We start from the raw sequence: 19524 nt of genomic DNA, 5'->3' as shown, positions 1-19524 counted from the left end.
GCATGATTCCAGTGGTTGTATTAGTGGGCAGGCCTAATGTAGGCAAGTCCACTCTGTTTAATCGGTTGACGAAGACTCAGGACGCATTAGTGGCGGATTACCCCGGGTTAACACGAGATCGGCAGTATGGTCAGGCAGAGTTTGGAGACAAACCATTCATTATTGTCGACACAGGCGGGGTAGGTGTCGAAGATTTGGCTGTGGATGCCTTAATGTCTAAACAATCGGCAATGGCTCTTGAAGAAGCCAATGTCATTCTTTTTCTGGTGGATGCCAGAGATGGACGAACAGGGATTGACGAAACAATCGCTGTTCAACTGCGCAAACTGGGCAAGCCTGTCTATCTTGTTGTAAATAAAATTGATGGCCTTGACGAAGAAATTGCCATTTCAGAGTTTCAGCAACTGGGTTTTTCTGATATCTATCCCATTTCGGCAACTCATGGTCGAAACATGTCCGATCTATTGCATGATTTAACGGCTGATTTTAACTCTGTCGAATCGGATCTGGACAATGAGAATCCAAACGAGATTAAAATTGCATTTGCCGGTAAACCTAATGTTGGGAAATCTACCTTAATCAATCGCATACTGGGCGAAGAACGAGTTGTTGTTTATGATATGCCTGGAACGACTCGAGACAGCATCTCAATTCCTTTTGAGCGAGATGAGCAACGCTATATATTGATTGATACAGCTGGAGTTCGCCGCCGAGCGCGGGTTGATGAAAAAATTGAGAAATTTTCGGTTATTAAAACTCTACAGGCTATCAAAAACTCACATGTCTGTTTAATGCTGATCGATGCAAAAGAAGGTTTAACCGAGCAGGATATGCACATTCTGGGCTTTATTATCGAAGCCGGGAAGGCGCTGGTTATCGCAGTCAATAAATGGGATGGATTGGAGGAGGATCATAAGGAGCATGTGCGTAGTGAAATCGGACGACGTCTCCATTTTGCAAATTTTGCCAAAATCCGTTTTATTTCTGCATTGCATGGCAGTGGAGTAGGATTATTATTCAAAGATATCAAGGAGGCCTTCGCTTCTGCAGTACAGGCGTTTTCAACACCCAAACTCACCCGGTTGTTACAGGATATTGTTAGCCAGCATGAGCCGCCATTGGTTCAGGGAAGACGAATCAAACTGCGGTACGCACATGCAGGAGGGCATAATCCTCCTATCATCGTCATTCATGGAAATCAGCTTGAATCTTTACCAGGCAGCTACAAACGGTATCTGACCAATGCCTTTGTAGAGCATTTGGGCTTGATTGGCACTCCTCTGAAACTTGAGTTTAAGAGCAGTTCCAATCCCTTTAAAGATAAGAAAAATAAACTGACTGACCGCCAGATAAAAAAGAAAAGACGCCTGATGAAAAAAGTCAAAAGCAAATAAACTTTCTCTGGGGGCCTTGATTAGTAAACTATATCGGGCTTCCGTTTGGCTTTTTGATTATTTTTTCACTTCCAAAATGCAAGCTCTGGCACTTGATTTTTTCCGTTTTAAGGACTATCTTTTATTGTGCAATGCAACAGAACGGGGATTGTCATGATTATGGAAAATTATATAAATCAGCTAAATCAATTTGCAAGACAGATACAAAAGCCGATGGAAGAAATGATGCAATTGAATATCAAAACCTTGCAGTCATTCCAGGCTTTCAAGCCAGAAAACTTACAGAAAATTGAACGGCCCGAAATGATTTGGGAAAGACAAATTTTTGCCCTGATTGATTCTGGACACAAGTGGCTTGATTATGTCGAAAAATCTTATGAAATATCTGAACGAGCCATGCTGCAATTATTGAAAGGACTTGGTCAAATGAGAGAAGAAACAAAAGCAGGCAAAAGTGCTTTTGATACCGCCATGTCAAACATGAGTCAATTTAATCCAATGACAGCCTGGCAAAATACGGCTAAGCAAGTACTGGATCCATCTGCAATGGAGGGTATCGATCCAACTCAGATCGTTCGTGAAGTTGCTGAGGCCGCTGGAATGCCGCAATATAAGAAAGAGGTATCCAAGCCTGAGGGCAATGGTTCTATGAGCCAGAACAAGCCCGGTAAACGCTCAGAAAGAGCGGCTGATAAGAAAGACAAACACTAGGCCCTGTCTTTTCTGATTAGCATGATGATCGCATTCTCAACAACATGTATCCCCGCAATGCGGGGAAGAACAATGTTACCTCTTCCTGAAAAGGAAAATAATGCGTAGACAGGAAATTAAATGTCTCTATTTTTATTTGTTCAAATAATCTGTACCCTTGTTGGAATAGTGCTGCTTTTCGTGGCTTTTAACATGCTGCGCCCCAGAGAAAACGAGCAAAAAAGAATTCAGGATCAGTTTATGCTTTATTTGGGTCTTGGACTTTTTTTAATCTTTTTTCCCTTTGTTATTGATTATCTTTTACTCTAGCGGTGATAAGTGCTTGAGATTAGATGTTCATTGGCTTTGCTTGTTGAATGCAGCTTGTACATAGAATGGGTTTCTGCGGTTCGGTCTCCATTTCTTCTTTTTTCTCAACAGACAAATCGAGATTGTCTGTATCCTCAATCTCTACTTTGATGCCACAATTCTCACAGTGCTGTACAAATGTCATGTTTGATTTCCCTGTCTATGCTTATATTTACATTTTAGCTTATTTATTGCGGAGACGGATTGCTTTGTAAATGAGGTCAACTATGATCATTAATGAGAGTGTTCATTGAGCTGTGTCATTACTCACAGGCCCGCCGTCATCTCGAACGCAGGCCGTCATCTCGAACGCAGTGAGAGATCTCTCTGATTTTGGTTTGTGCCAGCATCCGGAGATCTCTCACTGCGTTTGAGATGACATGGGATGACACAGTTTGATGAAGACTATCTCATTAATAATAGTCTTTGAGGAGATCTTGATGGCTATCTGGTCCAGGGAAATTACGATTGAACAGCTTAATCAATATATCAAAAATACCATGTCAGAAGTTTTGGGTATGCAGTTTGTGGAAATAGGCGATGATTTTTTAAAGGCAAGCATGCCGGTTGATGATCGAACCAGGCAGCCTTTCGGCCTTCTTCATGGCGGAGCGAATGTCGCGCTGGCAGAAACTGTGGCCAGTATGGCGGCCAATGGAGTGATTGATCCGCAGAGGTATTATTGCGTGGGTTTGGAAATCAACGCGAATCATCTTCGCGCTGTCAAGGAGGGAGTTGTAACTGCAATCGCATCACCAATACATCTGGGGCGTACTACTCAGGTTTGGGAGATCAATATTTTTGATGAACGCGGGAAAAAAACCTGTGTATCAAGAATGACTGCGGCAGTAGTGAAGCGTTAAGTTAAATTATATATCGCCGCGCCTTGGTGGAAAGCGCGGCAGCAGGCGATTATCTGCCAGGCTAGCAAATAAAACTTAGACTAAACTGCAATTCATGAGTATATAAATTGGATAGCTTGGGATAGCCGTAACCCCAGGGATCAGGCATCTCATTGTTTAATCGGCTCTTACCCCAGTCAGCAAACTCATATCCCAGTCCTACTTGCCAATGACGGCTCAGTGATTTTTGAACCCCGGCACCCAGCGTAAATGAGAAACCTTGTGTGGTGTTGCTTTGATAGCCAAGTTGTAACAACGCGACGCCAGGATTCAGCAGATAAACTGGGGGCTGTGTCTGGAAACTATAGGCATGGTTAAAGCCGATACCGAAGCTGCCACTCAGGTAAGGTTGCACATAATAGCCTGGATTTTCTGTAGCCAATAAACCTTTTATTGCTACACGTGTGTGATTAATGTGATAGCTATAGTTTGCAACGCTCGGAACGCCAACCAAATCCATTGTTCCCTTGACTTCTACCTGACTGGACCCTGCAAAGGCAAGACCGAGCCGGCCAATCATATTCGGTCCGGTCTGATGTTGTAATGCCAGAAAGACTTCACCAGTTCCAAGAGTGCTGGCATCCTTGCTTCCCCTGAAACGATGCACTTCATCGAAATTGACGGGATAAACATAAAGACGACCTAAAGTCTGGTCATCCCCCGGCCAGGCCCAGGCAGGCCCCGCACTCAATGTTATCACTTTGGACCATCCAATGAGATAGGGTTCATCTTCAAGAATGCCGTCAGCATAGCTGTTTACAGAAAATAAAATCCCAATCGCTAAAGAAATTGGCTTATAAAACCTCATCTTTTGTCCTTAAATTAATAAGAAATTTATTCAAAATATCTTCCAGGCGTCTATTTAACGTTGACTCTTCGGGTGAGTCAATCACTATTTGAAAAATTTGATAAATCTGAGCAGACAGAATAATGTCCCTTAAGCACCTGTTTAAATATTGTGCTATATATTGATAAAGTAGTAACCTTGTCGAGTGTGACTTGTATGGCACTGTCAGACCAGCTTTTTGCGCAAATTGGTGTCTATCAACAACCGCATAAAGAATCGAATTACCAATTAGTTAACCGCTTGCTATCAACGGATGCTCAAACGGAACTTTATGCCGGTGTCGGATCTTACCAGGAGCAGCATAGAGAAAAGGTAGATAACTATCTTAACCGAAACAATGTACTCCCTAATGTTTCGATGAGTGATCCTGAGTTTTTTAGAAAGCTGTTTATTCAGCATGTCGAGAAAATAAATTCACAGACAAGCAATCAATACAAGGTTGGAGATCCCGATACCCGAGGAACAAATCCAGAGCAGGCAACAATTACAATGGAGAGTTTTTTAGGTAAAGATGGAGCAGAACTCTATCGGCTTGCACTTGAGGAGGAGATGAATAGCAGGGAATATCGAGAAGGGGTGTTCAGCGCCTCAACAACTCATTATGAAGGCGAAAAATGGTCCAAACGGGCAGTTGTTATTGTTGCAGGCCCTTCCAGTTCTGGAAAAACAGTTTCGGCTGTTCAGGCGGTGAAAACTACTGCGCAGTTCATGCCTAAGGTGCCTGGTGATATGTCAGGAAATGATGTAGTGGCGGTGGATGGCGGGGTAGCCCGGGAAGTATCCCAAATAAGAAAACTGGCTATTCAGGCATCCATTGCTAAAGGTTATACGGGAATAAAAGATTTACATGAGCAAAGTGCTGTTCTTGGAAAAGCAAAAGATCGAGTTCAGGAAGCTTTGTTTAAAACGGATACTGGAGTAGGGGTAGTTATACCTGAAACCTTTTCAATGTGGATTAAGCCTTTGAACGCCATCAAAAAATTGATGCCTCGTATTGAAGCCTTGCCCAATACCAAGCATGTATTTTGCAGAGTCGAGGGCGAGGAGCCTGGCTTGTTCCAGAAAGTGGTTTCTTTTCTGGGTTCACGTCGTGCCTGGAAAACTGATCAATTTGATGCAGAGCAAAAATTTGATATGAACTCAACTCAGGGCATACCAGAATCCAAGGCCTATGGAGCCAGTGGTTTCAAATTTGGCGATATGGGTTCACGTATGGCTGAAAAATGGTTTGAATCAAACAGCAAAGATAAACTAAGAATGGTCGTTATCAACGATATGATCCTGGTTAAGCCAAATCCTAATGGCCAAAAGAACAACTGGATCCCTGCTGAGCAAAATGACAAAGGGGCGATCGCTATATCGAAGCGTGCCTTTGATACCTGGACTAAAAATCCCGATCCAGACAAAAGTGATTTAAAAAGCTACAGCCGAACTTCCGAAGGAAGGCCTCCTCCAATAATTAAAACGTCTGCAGAAATTGATATCGCTATCGCTTATCAGACGCTTCTTAACCGACGAATGGATTTACTCGGCCAAAGAGCGAATATACGTAATCTGGAAAATAACCCAGAAAAAGAGGCAATGCTCACTAAAAAAATTGATAATATTGAATTAGCTATTAAGGCTATTGAATCGCCCAATCTCACCGATAAACATTCTGTGGAGCAATCCAAGGCGCAGGTATCTAATGTTCTGAAAGATATGAAGGCAGAAGGCCAGCTTGCGATGTTTTTCAGTACAACAAAAAAAGCGCTAGAGACAGCGATTAGCGCATTCGAGAAAACTTCCGCCGCATTGGAAAGCAGCCAGGAGAAAAAGGTTGAACCAGCCCAGCCCGTGGCAGCAACCCCAGAGCAGCAAAGCTCGTCTGAGGGAATTAAAAATTTTTCTTCATTTAAAAACAATTTTAAATCCCAGATTATGGCCGCAAAACCGCCGCCTGATTTATCCGAGGAAGTCGAAGCAACAGCGGCTCCCAGTGCCTGAAATTATGTAATATTCTCTTTTTCTGTGCAATGTATTCAGCTAGAATGGCGGTTTTTTTGGATCATTACTTTGAAAAGGAAATCACTGTCTCTGCTGGCACTTCTGTTTACCAAAACGACTCTTTCATTTTCCATCCCAACCTGCGATCCCGTATCAGGGCCGATGCGAATACAAAATCCTGCTGAGGAAACCGTATTTAATCATAGCAGCGGATGTCCAATTCCTAATGGCGATTACTCGGATAACCCGGCACGGCCTTTTATTGCAGCGGATCAGACGGTCTGGTGGTTTGCAAGTAATTCAAAGGGCTATTTTAAATCAGTAGGGGTGCCGGTGGCTGATGGTGCCAAAGATATTATTTCCAATCTGGTACGCTATCAGGAAAACAATCAGTGCATTGCCTGGCTGGAAAGTCGATTTAATACCACATTAAATGAATATCCAATCGCGAGCTACAACAATGAAATCTGGATGGTTACGCCTTTTACCCTGGATGGGCAAAATATTTTCACATTTGTTCATAATGAATATCATATTATTCCATCCAACGTGGATGATGTGTATGGAAATCTGATTGGCGCCTCTTCCACAGACGGTGGAAACAGTTTTCAATTTTACACCAATGCACAGCAGCCAGGGTATAACATGCCGCTTATTGTCGCCCCATATCCTTTTAACAGCAGTGGTAAAGGGGGAATGTTCGCGCAGAGTAATATTATTCAATGGGGAGACTATTTCTATATTTTAGTTGAGCAGAATCTGCAGCCTTTTAACAGTTCCGCACCTGCCGCGGGAGTTTGTATTTATCGTAATGACAATCTAGCGAATCCCCGAGGATGGCTTGGTTTTGACGGCAAAGCTTATACGGTTCCTCTTGTTCCGGAATATGATCCGACAAACCCGGAACAATACTTGTGCCACAGCGTATTACCGAATTATTATCGCTTTTCCTGGACTTATAATTCAGTGCTCCAAAAATTTATCATTATCGGCCTGGACACCAATTACTCTCAGTCAGGTCAATCCATCGAGGCATTTGTCTATACCCTCGCAAATCTTGATCCCGATACGGGCATTCTGACATCAGCAACCAATACCGGTTCTTTGTTTAAAGAATATTTTCTGCGTCAAATTACCTGGCTTGACCAATGGCAAAATGCAGGCAACGTATTCGGGCAAGCTTATCCAGGCATGCTGGACCCCGGCAGCCCAAATATCAATGGAGATAGAAATTTTCAATATTCAGGAGCCAATCCCTATCTTTACTATACTTCTCTATTTCCTGCCCAGGAAAATCATGGAAGGGATAGGGATGTCGTACGGCAACAATTGATTGTTGAGAACTGCATACCCCAGTAATAGGGATATTATTAATCGCAAACGACTGACGACCCAAGGAAAACTTCCTCAGTTTCGGGCTCAAGATCCTCCACTGAGAAAAAACTTAAATTTTCTTGCCAGCGGTTGACGCTTGCTTTTATTGTTGTAAGAGCCATTTCTTTCGGAGAATCTGGCTCTTCAACGATACCGGATACAACCACTGAGGTATCTTCTGAAAGATTTAATTTATCAAGCGCTAAACCGTCTACTTCACAGTCATCCTCTAAATCGACGACTCTTGGCTGTTGTTTGGGTGCACAGTAAATTGCCTTGGAACATTCATTAAACTCGGGCTGGTTTTCAAAATTTATACTATTCAGGTCTAGTTTATGGCGAAACTTTTTGGGGTTTCCTGCCTCTATGGTCTCACCTAAGCCAGATTCTGCACGATTATTTAAGTTATTGTATTCATGCGTGTAGGGAAATGCCACGGCAAGTGTCGCTGTGTAATAAAACAAATTTAAATTTTCGTAACTCTTACCTAATGATTGAGCAAAATGAGCTGCAAGATTTCGGTTACTGTCATTTTTTTCACAAATATATAACTTCAGTGCCTTAAGATCGTTGGCCATCTGATCAGTTAGTCCACATGCCTTTAGACGCCCAGCCACTGCATTAACTGGTAAGACAAACGTATCTTCGCCAGATCTTTTAAAAAATGAATTAATATTGCTTACCCATTGAGACTGCCCTATGCCGTCCGCAAAAAGATAAACAGTTGAACCTTTGGGACAGTTTTTTTCGCTAAATTTAAATTCATCAACATACTCTTCATAATCATTCTCTGTCTCATGGAAATGGCGGTAAGTAACAATACTGATATCTTTATCATTGTTTTTAGTTTGCTGATAATTATAGCGCCAGCTGATTGCTCGCAAATAAAGTGAGAAGTTATTTTCAGTGGCAGAAAAAGGGATAAATAAGACAATTTTCGACATTGGATCTGGCTCATAATGCGAAATTCAGGTTTTATATTAACCGCACTTGATTAAGGAAATATTAACGTATAATCCAGAGCTCCCATTACTAAAGAGCCCATTATGAATATGGTTCAGTGTTTTGTTTCTTGGTACAATCACCAGCTTACAACACTAATTCATAAACGCAGAAGATGACTCAACTTGCCTCTGCCTTTTAGAGATTAATCGCATGAACGAATTATCAGTGGAAAACTATAAAAACCCCCAGCAATCGGAGCTAGGGCAGTCATCTGAATATGATGATCACTATAATCCGGAGCGCTTATTCGCCATAGCTCGTGCACCCAAACGCAAGGAAATTGGCATTGATCCAATGGCTCTGCCTTTTTACGGTTTTGATTGCTGGAATCATTATGAAGTGTCATGGCTCAATGAGAAGGGGAAGCCTGTCGTCGCCATCGCAGAAATTATCTATGACTGTGCAACACCAAATATCATTGAATCAAAATCATTAAAACTGTATTTCAATTCATTCAACAATACACGGTTTAAAGATAATGAAGCAGTAAAACAAATCGTTAAACAGGATTTGGCGCAACGTGTTGGCGGGGATGTGCAGGTTCGTATACTTGGCTTAACAGAATCAGGCTACAATCACATTGAACCAAGCGCTGCTGGCGAATGCCTTGATGATCTTGATGTGGCTTGCTCTGTTTATCTCGTTGAGCCTAATTTTCTTTATACAGAGGATCAGCGAGTAGAGGAAATACTTTACTCAGACTTGTTAAAATCCAATTGCCTGGTAACTAATCAACCTGACTGGGCTACGGTACAAATTGCTTATACCGGTATGAAAATTGACCGTGAGGGATTGCTGAAATACCTGGTTTCCTTCAGAAACCATAACGAATTCCATGAGCAATGTATTGAGCGCATCTTTGCGGACATTATGAATCGCTGTCAGCCGGAAAAACTAACCGTGTATGGGAGATATACAAGGCGCGGCGGCCTGGATATAAATCCTTATCGTTCCACAGAAAAGCTTAGATCTCAGGCGCTGAATTTCCGATTAATACGCCAATGAGATCTGAACAGCTCTTTTTGAATTTTTCATCTACAATTAAGCTAAGCGCTCTTAAAAGGAATTAATATGCTGAAAATAGCCGGGATTTTCGCCTCATTTTTGTGCTTTTTTACTTTGCCTTCTATAAGCCAGGCGGATGATACTTATAGCTCCAAATTTATCAATCAAAGTGATAAAGGCTCTCAGCAATATACATTAGTTAAAACAAGATTCTGGCCTGATTCCGGATGTATTATGCAGAGCGGTCCGGAAGTACTTAAACCTGGTGACAGCACAGAGCTTGTTATCGCAAAAAAACAAGGCTGTGATCAGGCTGGTATTGGCTACTCTCTGTATAAAGTGAGCGATACTAAAAAAGAGCAGCTCTTAGGTTATGTCTCTCATCGTTTTCGAGATGGAACCTTCAGTTTGCAGGTTTCAGTATTTTGCAAAAATGAGCACTGTGTTTTTAAAGATTTAAATCCTCAACAAAGTGATTAAACTCAGATATGCTTATAAAGGTTCAGGGTTTTCATTTTTTATAGATGACTTTTTAAGAAAGATCTATAGACTAGGCTTAAACGAAGCATAGGCAAGAATCTTTTGAATCAAAGTAATCTAACCCCTTACGCAACACTCAATCCGAATACTATTCTGGATGCAATTGAGAGTATCGGCTTTCTTTGCACAGGGAGCTTGCACGCACTCAATAGCTATGAAAATCGTGTTTATCAAATAGGCATTGAGAACGCTGAACCTCTTATTGCCAAATTTTACAGACCTCATCGCTGGAGCTCAGAGGCAATCCTGGAAGAACATCAGTTTTCACTGGAGTTGGCGGAACAGGAAATTCCCGTTATTGCTCCATTAATTGTAAACGATCAAACCTTACACCATCATCAGGATTTCAGATTCGCACTTTTCCCAAGGCGTGGCGGGCATGCTTTAGAGTTAGATAATGATGAACAATTAGAATGGATGGGACGGTTTATAGGGCGTATGCATAGTGTCAGTGCCAGCCGATCCTTCCAGCACCGTATCTCCCTGAATATACAAACTTACGGTTTTGAACCTTATCGTCTTCTCATTGAGCAAGGCTTTATCCCTGACTATTTAACTTCTAATTTTTGCAAAACCGTTGAAACAGCATTAGAGAAAGTAGCACAAATATTTGAATGGGTAGGCGACCTCGATCAAATAAGACTGCATGGCGATTGTCATGCCGCTAATATACTATGGAGAGACTCCGGCCCTCATATCGTAGATCTGGATGATTGCCTGATGGGGCCAGCCATACAGGATATCTGGATGTTACTTTCAGGCGAGCCGAAACAGATGGAGTTACAGCTTGAAAAAATTCTAAATGGGTATTATGAATTTCACGATTTTAATCTGCGAGAACGTCATTTAATCGAAGTTCTACGCACACTACGCATGCTGCATTACTCAGGATGGCTCGCAAAGCGATGGGGCGATCCGGCATTTCCTTTAAGTTTTCCCTGGTTCAATACACCAGTATATTGGGAAAATATGATGAGAAATCTAAACGATCAGATTGATTTGTTAGATCAGATTGAATGTTAAAATATCTAGCGTAATGAGGAAGAAGCATTCTCTTCAGGAGCCTCTTCTTCATTTAATTCGGCAGCTTCCTGCTCTTCTGCATCGGCTGTGTTCTCTGGGGAGAGTTCTAGATTGTTTGTTAAATTACTGCTTACTGTATCAGAGAGCGAGCAGTTGTTCTGATTCTGTAGAAATTGATCGCATGTTTTGGTATTGGCATCAAAAGCATTCAAATAGGCCTCATACGCCTTATCACTTGCTTTGTCATTCTGGTGTTTAAGAGAGCATGCAAAATCATAGGCTTTGTCATTAGCCAAATCATTTTTTTCTTTAATGGCCACAGCTTCTTCATAGGTCATTTCTCCTGCTCTGTAACTGTCAAAGGCAGCTGCTGAATTAGCATTATTGCGCTCACAGGTGTCTCTATAGGCATCAAAGGCCTCGTCACTTTTAGCATTGTTCTGATTTTGGACAGCAAGATAGCCCTGATAAGCTGCATCGTTTGCGCTTTCAGTTCGGGCTATTGCTTCAAAAGGAGATGAACCCATCATATTTTTATTAAGATCTTTATTGGCTTTGCGCATCTGTTCAATAAAATCTTCCAGTAATTGCGCTAGCTGACGCTGCAGTTTTAGTGCATCTTCTTCGGTTAGATTCATACATAATAACCATCAATACGGGCTTTTATTAGTATAGATCAAGAACCGGGCAATACTAGCAGAAGGGGGCTTAGCCATTTGTCGGTCTTTGGATTTTCCAATCGCTTTCATCCTTGTGATATAGATTTTCAAAATGTTTAACTAATGCATTAAAAGACTGATTTCCAGTGGCATCATTTCGATAGGTCTCTACAAATTTCTTCCCAAATGCGCTGCTTTGATAACATAAATCCGGCTCCTTCGCTTCAATAACCTCTGCAAAAACTTGTGCAACCTCTGTTCCTGTTTGAAAAGAAGAGGGGTCGTACCACTGATAAGCCTGTTGTGTAAAATTTTTATAATGCTCATTAATTACATCGGTTCTTGACCCTTCAAATCGGGTCAATTCAGTAGTAATAGGGCCTGCCTGGAAGTTAATTACCTTAATATTCCATGGTGCCAGCTCGATGGCCAGTGATTCCTGCAGCCGTTCAAAAGCCGCCAGGGCTGAAAAATAGACTCCCACGCCAGGCATGCTGATGGGCGACGAAGTAAAGATGGAGGAGGTCGTAGTCAATAATCCTCTTCGGCGTTGGCGCATAACTGGCACAAATCCTCGAATTAAGGCCAAAGGACCAAATACTTTGGTCTGATAGGTCGTTAAAACATCCTCGTCTGCGGCTGATTCCACAGGACCGATTGCCACATTGGCTGCATTGTTTACCAGAATGTCAATATAGGAATACTGAGATAATATCCGTTTGATAAACGCATCAACTGAGTCCTTTTGGCAAAGATCTAAAACCTGAATGTCCAAGTTTTCAGGATTGGGAACGTTTAACTTGTTCAATTCCGATCTTTCTATATTTCTTACAGTGGCAATTACTTTGAATCCTCGCTCAAGCAGTGCACAAGCCAGGTTATAACCCACACCAGATAGTTTTGAACATCCGGTAATTACTGCAATCTTTTTATCCATAATATGTATTCCAATGCTTGCTGCCATTAGAGATAATTGTAGTCGTAATGTAAGTAAGAATGATTCATATATCTAATTATATGGTATGAGCTCAAACCAAAACTGGAGAGGAAATAAATTGTCGAATGAAGCTATCGCTCAATTAAAAAAAGCCTGCGATCTCTATATTAACCCATTTTCTAACCGCCTTCTTTATGAAGCAAACAATACGCTCGAAGAGATAAATCAAGAAAAAACACCCGCTAAATTATTGAAATTATATAGAAAAGTTAGTTTTGAGTTGGATTTTTTCTTGGGTGATCATAGTGATAATTTGATAGTACCAACTTGCACAGCTATTCGCGATGCAATTAGTAAATTTGCTCAATTATCACAGAGTGACGGGTGCCTCTCCATAGTTGCAGCAGACAAGACTCAAACCGGCAGTTATTCCAGATTAGAACCCATAGACGAGACTAAATTCAAACTCTTACCGACCGTTTCCAATAGACATATTCATACCGCAAATAATTTACTGAGAGCTATTAGTAAAGAACAATCATCCGAAGTACTGTTGAAAATGGTAGGAAAACTATACTTAAATCTTCATTTGATTGAAGAAGATTTGTCTAGGATTAACGACATAGTCAACGAGGTAAATTGTTTATTAAAAAGAATTAATTTACAAAAGAGCGCGGTTGAGGAGCTGACCAGAAACAAGCCAAAGCCAGAAAATAAAAATGAAACGGGCATTTCATCGGTGGAAATCGAAAATCAGGTTTTTTTTGAAATGCGATCACTAGGTTTAAAACAATTACTAAGAAATTATCCACGTATAAAGACACCCAGGCTATTGGAAAAGATTGCACCCGCCAGACCTGAGAATTGTGTAGAAGATGATCATCTGTATTTAGATAGACTTTTTACTTCAGTTCCTGAGAAAAAAGAAATACCAATTACCTCAACTCCTGAGAAAAAGGCCGTGGCGGGACCCCGAATCGCTAGCTCCGAAACTTTCTGTCCGGATCAGGAGGAGCCAGTATTTTCAAAATCTCATCAATCATTTTTTTACAGAAAGAAAGCCGATAAGTTCAGGGATCATAAAATCGTTGCAAACCAATATAATCCAACTGGCATTTGATTTAATGTTTGTCAAATAAGATCGAATCAAATGACATAAAATGAACAATATGTCCTTATAGATATAAATCAACACATCAGGGGTTTTATTGTGATTATTGAAACTGAACGACTTTTGATAAGACCACCAAAATTAGGGGATGCCAAATCTGTCAACCTAGCTATTAATCAATCTCTAAACGAAATAAGCAGATGGATGCCTTGGGCTTCAGATCCGAGCATGGAAACTACGGAAGATTTTATAAGGCGTGGCATACAATCTTGGAAAGAACCTCAACCTAAAGAGCTTCCGATGATTATTGAGTTAAAATCAACTAGAGAAATTGTTTCTGCTTCAGGCTTTAATGAAAAAAGTAATTTTGAAGTTCCAATGTTTGAAACAGGATATTGGATTAATACTGAGTTTGCAGGTAATGGCTTTATTACAGAAGCAATTATTGCTATTGCACGATTTGCTTTTGAATATTTTTCAGCCGTCCGTGTGCAAATCTGCGCACAGAGGGAAAATATCAAGAGTATCAATGTTGCTAAACGTGCTGGGTTTATTGAGGAGGCAATTTTAAGAAATTTCAGAATAGATTGTGTATCTAAAAAACCTTGCGATGAAGTGATCTATGCATGCTTTGGAAAAAGGATGCTACCAAACCTTGATGTTTTTAAGATAATTAAACAAGAATAAGATATTGCATTAGCGAGTTGAGCTTACCCACCCCTAATTTACACTAAGTCTGATTATCAAAATAATCAGACTTAGTGGGTCTCTATATGATAAACCAACCCCTCTATTTTCAATTCTATCAGTACCAGACCCAACTGATTAACCATTATTGTTCAAGCTTTTGCTCCATTGATTATTTTTCGTCTTAAAGTACAATGTATTTTTTAAACTATAATCAAATAGGCAATAATGGTAACGATTGAAGATGCGATATTGAGAAATTATAGAAGACACGCAAAAACAAATCGCCCAGATGTTGATTTGCTATTTGATGTTACTTCCAGGTTTATTAAAGAAAAAAAATGGATATACGAAGGTAATGCTGAATCAGTTGATATTTACAAACGACCTGAAAACGAAAGAATCAAAGCTAACTGCTTTATGCTAGCTGATTTATTTGTTCACCTGTCCAAAACAATTGGTGTATCTTCAGATGAATGCTTTCCGATAAATATACCTAATTTCTGCAACACCAAAAATAATTCATTGGTACAAGGTGATTATCAACCTTTTTCGCCAACATGCACTGCAAATACAGATGGACTATATGAATTTGATGTTCATTGCATAGCACTGATAAATGGTTCCTATTTTGATTTGCTTTTACAAGTAACATACTCTGTTATTACTGATGGAGCGGATATTTACTCATCTCTATCTACAGCTATGGATGATAATAATATTTGTGATTTTGAATATTTACTGGATTTTTTTCCAGACAAAAATGAACAAGCGCCTGATACTGGCCATACACTATTACATAAAGCCTTATGGGAGGAAAAATTTGATTTTGCTGTATTACTATTAAAACACGGCGCTCAAGACAATATTATGGATAATATTCAACTAACTCCACTAAATTTGTTAAATATTAAAATATACGACCCTCGTGTATCTCTTGAAACTCTAGGCAAAGCCAAAGAGTACCTGGACACAAAGATGGAGTTAATGATAAAAAATAGAAAAAAGCAATTAGAAGTAGAAAATAAAGCGGCTATTAGCATCCAGCGCTTCTGGCGGAGTCATCATACCCCCCCTGCTCCATCTGTTTCAAATGAGGACGCACTAGCTAGCGGCATTTGTCGAACTTAAAATCACAAGCATTATCTGGGTTCAGCCTATTCTAAATTAGCAAGACTACAAACGACCTACTTGGCTTTTAATCCTGGAGAACTGGTAAGAAAAAATAATGGGAGTTTATGGGGAAGTATTTCCTATCATTTTACAAACAATCTTTTTGCAGTAGCTGGCTCTGTTGTGAGGAAAGGATGTAAAGAAGCATTGAATTCAATAACATTATTTACCCTTTAATTTATACAAAATGCGGCCACTCGGAGGACCGCATTGGTTCTTTTCCATATTTTTTTTATTTAAGGCTGTCAGGCACGACACCGCCGCTTTCGGCAAGCTTAATCATAACCTGCTCGTGAAGCCAGACATTCATCTCAGCCGAACCGTTGAGGGCTCCAGTGTAGCCAAGTTCCTGGGCAAGCTGCTTGCGAGCGCTAAGGCTTGAATCGAGATTCAGCAGCTTCATCAAATCGACAATTGATTGTTCCCAATTGTAGTCCTTACGACCAGTAGTATCGGCGACCTTTTGGATCATCGCTTCGACTTCGGCTCTTGTCATCGGCTTTCGGGTAGAGGGGGCTGCCGCCGTATTGCCGCTGGTGACCACTGCTGTAGCTGCTTTTGCAGTTCCAAAAATTGCGGAAACGATGCTACCAAAAATGCTCATGTCTTCCTCCTTGAATTAATTCCAGGCGCATCGCTGATGCGCGTTCCTGGTTAAGTCTAGTGCCCGCTTTCTGATCTTACAACCTTTTATAGACAAAAGGGAACAATTCATCGATTTAGCTAAAATGCCACTACTTAGTATCCTTGCTGATTCAAAGCTATAAAACCGTGTTTAGACATTATAACGCAAACCCGATATGCTTAATTACAACTAGTTATAATGTAGAAACACTATGCTCACCGTTTACTGGAAGCGCGATTTTTTCACGCAAGGAGACTGCTTAAAACTGACCTATGAGAGTGGTGATTTTTTTGCAACAGTTACAGCCCGACTAAAAAAAGAAGATCGCACGTTTAAATTTCAACATATACTCTGGGAAGGGATTGATTATTTAACTATTAAAGAATTTAAGAAATTGTTGAGGACCGATTCTTTTTTAGGTTCGATGTATTTGAACTCTGAGGAAGAATTATGTTTAAAACTAGTTTTATCACCACCCCCCTTGTCTGATTTTTTTACTGAAGAAAATGTACAAAAACACCCCTGGATTCCTGGATTTCGACGAATGCGGGAGTATTTAGCAAACGCTTTGGAAACGAGCAGCAACAATTCGAAAGATTTACACTTTAGCGAAAATGAAGGTCATGTTCCTTTATCTAACTTAATCCACCAAACATATAAACAAAAATCGGTGACAACCGTTATTGCTTTACTAAACGATTTACCAGCCCAGCAACGAAGTTACTTCCTCCAAAAGTTTGCACTAGACACTTTGAATAACTATCGTGAAGGACGATTTCTAGTTATCTATTGCCCCCTATCACGATTGACTTCTCCCACCGATCTAAAGATTGAGACACTCTCTTTATATGGTTTAAATCCTCATGTCTATCTTTTGCAAAAACTTCCGATAATATGGGTTATTGATGAGCTGGAGCAATTTTTTGACAAACATAATTTATTCAATGTCCTAAGCGGAGAGCGTTATCGCTTTGATCTCTGGAATTGCCATTTTCTCCTTAGCGCCGCCGACAAGCCCAACCCTGATAGATTCTATAGTGGTTGTTTCAATCCAATACAGACCATTCGGGTTATAGGAAGGAGAGAAGATGAAGGGCCGTCTATTTATCGCTTTTTCTATAGTATGACCGCAGAGCCCATTCTGAATAACATGACTTCCACAGCAATATCAGGCATCCCAATCTCAATTGAAGAATTGCTTGCTCTCTCCAAAGAAAAAACGAGCGCAACTATTCCACAACAGCCTCACCCTACTCCACCTGAGCTTCAAGAACCTCTGGATGATCCAAAAGCCATCGAAGAGTTATCAATAATCATGCAAGATACAATCAACGCCATTGAACGCGCTAGTTTATTTTGTGTGGGAATACAAAATGTGCGCAAGGTAAGTGAACTACGACAGTCTCTAAATAACGCAAAAAGCAAGAGCACAGGAACGTTAGAAGAGTTTTTAAATCACAAAGAAAAAGGGGCTAAATCAATTCTACAAGCATTCGCTTATTATCGCATCGGGTTATTTGGCGAATCACGCTCTGTGAAACGATACCACGAGCATGTGGAAGCGTCTTCTTTAGCAAAAATATATTAACTAGACTTCACGGAATTCTTTTATTTCTATAACTCCAACTTCTTGAACTGAAAAAGCCAAATACGCTTGCCGTAAATTAGAAACACAGGGAATGTTGATGCAGAATTTGTCTACTGGTAATTTACCCGACAAAGAAGTTAGCAAGTTAAATGAGAACCTGTTATCAATTATAGAAAACCTTACAATTTTATATACCTATACTTAATTATAAAGCTATTTATGAAGTAAGCTATGCCTAATTTTAATTTTCAATTTGAGCAATACAATAATGATTTTAGCAAATTCTTAATCGCTTGCGGTGTAATCCCTAAATTACCTCCCCTACCGAAATATTATACTAAAGCTGAAGTCGATTTGATAAACAAGCAGTTTAGTAAGGAATTTAAACAGTGGTGGAAGAAAAACCAAAACTCTATTTCCATTGAACGTTATATAACCATATTTAAAAAAAATCTCTCTGCAATTTTAGCCCTACCCACAGAGCAACGGGAGTTAATTTTAAAAAAGCTAAAAGAAGTTATTTCACATCCTCAAATTATTGAAAATATTGAAAAACAACTTACTAAGAAACTGTCTTGGAGCCAATTGTATAATTATTTTCATCGTATTTGGCCTGATTCGCATATTTCGGAGGATTTGGTAGCAAACTCACTTTCCTATTTTGATGAAGAGATTATGCAAGAAGCGCTGAATATTGATTTATTTAATTTAAGCTCTATACACAGATCTTTTCTTTCACCAATAAATTTTATTATAAATAATATTCAGGATGCACTCGCTAAAAAACTATTTTGTATGAAGATTATCCAGAATCAAGTATATTGGCTAGAGATTATGGCGAGTATGTTTAGTAGTACTGAAATACAGTTTTTAAAAACCAATACACATAGCCGCGCTCCCTTTGCAGATAATATTCCTGGAGAGTATTTAATTGAAAAACTTCTTAATGAAGTTAACAGCAATCCGGTACATTATCGCAAACATATCCCGGTCAGCTTCCATGAACGATTGAAAACGTGCCTACAATGCAATGAAGCTTTTACAAAATTTATAGCTGAACAAACAATATTGTATTTTAATTTATTAAAAACTAAAGATAAATCCAGCCTATACCTGCCGTTAAAATATATGCTCGAACAATTTGGTTTAAAACGTTATTTTGAAGAACTAGGAAATGGTAAGCAGCAACCGCTTTACATTCCTCTTTCAGCATTAAAAATAATTCAGACTGATGCCCAAAGTGCCCTTAATCCGCTTGCCAAACCTGGCGATTGATTTGAGTCTGTTGTAAGAAATTTACCTACCAGCCTGAATCAAAGCATTAATTTGCAAGTTCAAATTGTGATCATTTGTGCTGAGTCGGGCATAACTATTGAATTTTTCCATATCATTCTCAATAAATATGTTTATTAATGACTTCCTAATAATTTGATTAAGATATGAGTTTTTAATAAATTGAACAAGGGATGAAAAGGAGTATTTGGGTTTTACCGCATATCCAGCCCAAACTGGCAATGAGATAGTTAAGCGACTTTAAGTGCTAATATTTTATCCATATCGAACAACATATCCTGTTCTTCAATATCCTGAGTAAAGTCATATTCCCCAT

At 39.9% G+C, this 19524-nt stretch carries 20 protein-coding genes; 14 read left to right on the top strand and 6 right to left on the bottom strand.

Going from position 1 to position 19524, the window contains the following annotated elements; all coding sequences use genetic code 11:
- The first annotated feature begins 2 nt into the window (after nucleotides 1–2).
- The 3 genes from der (at nucleotide 3) to B1207_RS02120 (ending at nucleotide 2414) form a co-directional block, all read left to right on the top strand.
- Entirely contained in the window at nucleotides 3–1394 is a 1392-nt protein-coding gene (gene der, locus B1207_RS02130) for a ribosome biogenesis GTPase Der (RefSeq protein WP_112218359.1), read from the top strand.
- A gap of 159 nt (nucleotides 1395–1553) precedes the next feature.
- On the top strand, nucleotides 1554–2105 hold the full coding sequence (locus tag B1207_RS02125; RefSeq protein ID WP_146739997.1) for a hypothetical protein: 552 nt from the start codon (nucleotides 1554–1556) through the stop codon (nucleotides 2103–2105).
- 120 nt (nucleotides 2106–2225) lie between these two features.
- On the top strand, nucleotides 2226–2414 hold the full coding sequence (locus B1207_RS02120; protein ID WP_133140397.1) for a hypothetical protein: 189 nt from the start codon (nucleotides 2226–2228) through the stop codon (nucleotides 2412–2414).
- A 19-nt stretch (nucleotides 2415–2433) separates the two neighbouring features.
- On the opposite strand, the gene B1207_RS15900 is transcribed toward B1207_RS02120, so the two are convergent.
- Entirely contained in the window at nucleotides 2434–2598 is a 165-nt protein-coding gene (locus tag B1207_RS15900; RefSeq protein WP_172458076.1) for a hypothetical protein, read from the bottom strand.
- A 295-nt stretch (nucleotides 2599–2893) separates the two neighbouring features.
- Here B1207_RS15900 and B1207_RS02115 point away from each other — a divergent pair, with 295 nt between their 5' ends.
- On the top strand, nucleotides 2894–3316 hold the full coding sequence (locus tag B1207_RS02115; RefSeq protein WP_112218357.1) for a hotdog fold thioesterase: 423 nt from the start codon (nucleotides 2894–2896) through the stop codon (nucleotides 3314–3316).
- Nucleotides 3317–3377: 61 nt separating this feature from the next.
- Here B1207_RS02115 and B1207_RS02110 read toward each other — a convergent pair whose 3' ends face one another.
- Nucleotides 3378–4163, bottom strand: coding sequence for an outer membrane beta-barrel protein (locus tag B1207_RS02110; protein WP_112218356.1), 786 nt, complete (start codon nucleotides 4161–4163; stop codon nucleotides 3378–3380).
- 195 nt (nucleotides 4164–4358) lie between these two features.
- Here B1207_RS02110 and B1207_RS02105 point away from each other — a divergent pair, with 195 nt between their 5' ends.
- Together B1207_RS02105 and B1207_RS02100 are read left to right on the top strand one after the other, a co-directional pair.
- Nucleotides 4359–6188, top strand: coding sequence for a hypothetical protein (locus tag B1207_RS02105; protein ID WP_112218355.1), 1830 nt, complete (start codon nucleotides 4359–4361; stop codon nucleotides 6186–6188).
- Nucleotides 6189–6257: 69 nt separating this feature from the next.
- On the top strand, nucleotides 6258–7547 hold the full coding sequence (locus B1207_RS02100; RefSeq protein ID WP_112218354.1) for a hypothetical protein: 1290 nt from the start codon (nucleotides 6258–6260) through the stop codon (nucleotides 7545–7547).
- 11 nt (nucleotides 7548–7558) lie between these two features.
- On the opposite strand, the gene B1207_RS02095 is transcribed toward B1207_RS02100, so the two are convergent.
- On the bottom strand, nucleotides 7559–8506 hold the full coding sequence (locus B1207_RS02095; RefSeq protein ID WP_112218353.1) for a hypothetical protein: 948 nt from the start codon (nucleotides 8504–8506) through the stop codon (nucleotides 7559–7561).
- Between the two features lie 211 nt (nucleotides 8507–8717).
- Here B1207_RS02095 and queF point away from each other — a divergent pair, with 211 nt between their 5' ends.
- From queF to B1207_RS02080, 3 genes are all read left to right on the top strand, one after another.
- The gene (queF, locus tag B1207_RS02090; RefSeq protein ID WP_112218352.1) at nucleotides 8718–9572 is read left to right on the top strand and encodes an NADPH-dependent 7-cyano-7-deazaguanine reductase QueF; all 855 of its coding nucleotides are present in this window, start codon (nucleotides 8718–8720) and stop codon (nucleotides 9570–9572) included.
- A gap of 66 nt (nucleotides 9573–9638) precedes the next feature.
- Nucleotides 9639–10052: a hypothetical protein gene (locus B1207_RS02085; RefSeq protein WP_112218351.1), complete on the top strand. Its 414-nt coding sequence runs from the start codon at nucleotides 9639–9641 to the stop codon at nucleotides 10050–10052.
- A 102-nt stretch (nucleotides 10053–10154) separates the two neighbouring features.
- Entirely contained in the window at nucleotides 10155–11135 is a 981-nt protein-coding gene (locus B1207_RS02080; protein ID WP_112218350.1) for a serine/threonine protein kinase, read from the top strand.
- Between the two features lie 5 nt (nucleotides 11136–11140).
- Here B1207_RS02080 and B1207_RS02075 read toward each other — a convergent pair whose 3' ends face one another.
- The gene (locus tag B1207_RS02075; RefSeq protein ID WP_112218349.1) at nucleotides 11141–11773 is read right to left on the bottom strand and encodes a hypothetical protein; all 633 of its coding nucleotides are present in this window, start codon (nucleotides 11771–11773) and stop codon (nucleotides 11141–11143) included.
- 70 nt (nucleotides 11774–11843) lie between these two features.
- On the bottom strand, nucleotides 11844–12731 hold the full coding sequence (locus B1207_RS02070) for an SDR family NAD(P)-dependent oxidoreductase (RefSeq protein ID WP_253255765.1): 888 nt from the start codon (nucleotides 12729–12731) through the stop codon (nucleotides 11844–11846).
- Nucleotides 12732–12849: 118 nt separating this feature from the next.
- On the opposite strand from B1207_RS02070, the gene B1207_RS02065 reads away from it, so the two are divergent.
- From B1207_RS02065 to B1207_RS02055, 3 genes are all read left to right on the top strand, one after another.
- On the top strand, nucleotides 12850–13851 hold the full coding sequence (locus B1207_RS02065; protein ID WP_146739996.1) for a hypothetical protein: 1002 nt from the start codon (nucleotides 12850–12852) through the stop codon (nucleotides 13849–13851).
- 90 nt (nucleotides 13852–13941) lie between these two features.
- A complete protein-coding gene (locus B1207_RS02060; RefSeq protein WP_172458074.1) occupies nucleotides 13942–14529 on the top strand; it encodes a GNAT family N-acetyltransferase in 588 nt (195 codons plus the stop codon).
- Between the two features lie 228 nt (nucleotides 14530–14757).
- Nucleotides 14758–15660, top strand: coding sequence for an ankyrin repeat domain-containing protein (locus B1207_RS02055; protein ID WP_112218346.1), 903 nt, complete (start codon nucleotides 14758–14760; stop codon nucleotides 15658–15660).
- A gap of 274 nt (nucleotides 15661–15934) precedes the next feature.
- On the opposite strand, the gene B1207_RS02050 is transcribed toward B1207_RS02055, so the two are convergent.
- Nucleotides 15935–16306 (bottom strand): DUF3597 domain-containing protein, encoded by a 372-nt coding sequence (locus B1207_RS02050; protein WP_112218345.1) that lies wholly within the window; start codon nucleotides 16304–16306, stop codon nucleotides 15935–15937.
- 232 nt (nucleotides 16307–16538) lie between these two features.
- Here B1207_RS02050 and B1207_RS02045 point away from each other — a divergent pair, with 232 nt between their 5' ends.
- Both B1207_RS02045 and B1207_RS02040 read left to right on the top strand, forming a co-directional pair.
- Entirely contained in the window at nucleotides 16539–17915 is a 1377-nt protein-coding gene (locus tag B1207_RS02045) for a hypothetical protein (protein ID WP_112218344.1), read from the top strand.
- A 231-nt stretch (nucleotides 17916–18146) separates the two neighbouring features.
- Nucleotides 18147–19190, top strand: coding sequence for a hypothetical protein (locus B1207_RS02040; RefSeq protein ID WP_112218343.1), 1044 nt, complete (start codon nucleotides 18147–18149; stop codon nucleotides 19188–19190).
- Nucleotides 19191–19524: the final 334 nt, after the last annotated feature.

This window comes from Legionella quinlivanii, assembly GCF_003265995.1.
Lineage (GTDB): Bacteria > Pseudomonadota > Gammaproteobacteria > Legionellales > Legionellaceae > Legionella_C > Legionella_C quinlivanii_A.
The sequence above is the reverse complement of the archived record's forward strand: the minus strand, read 5'-3'. Positions and strand labels throughout refer to the sequence as shown.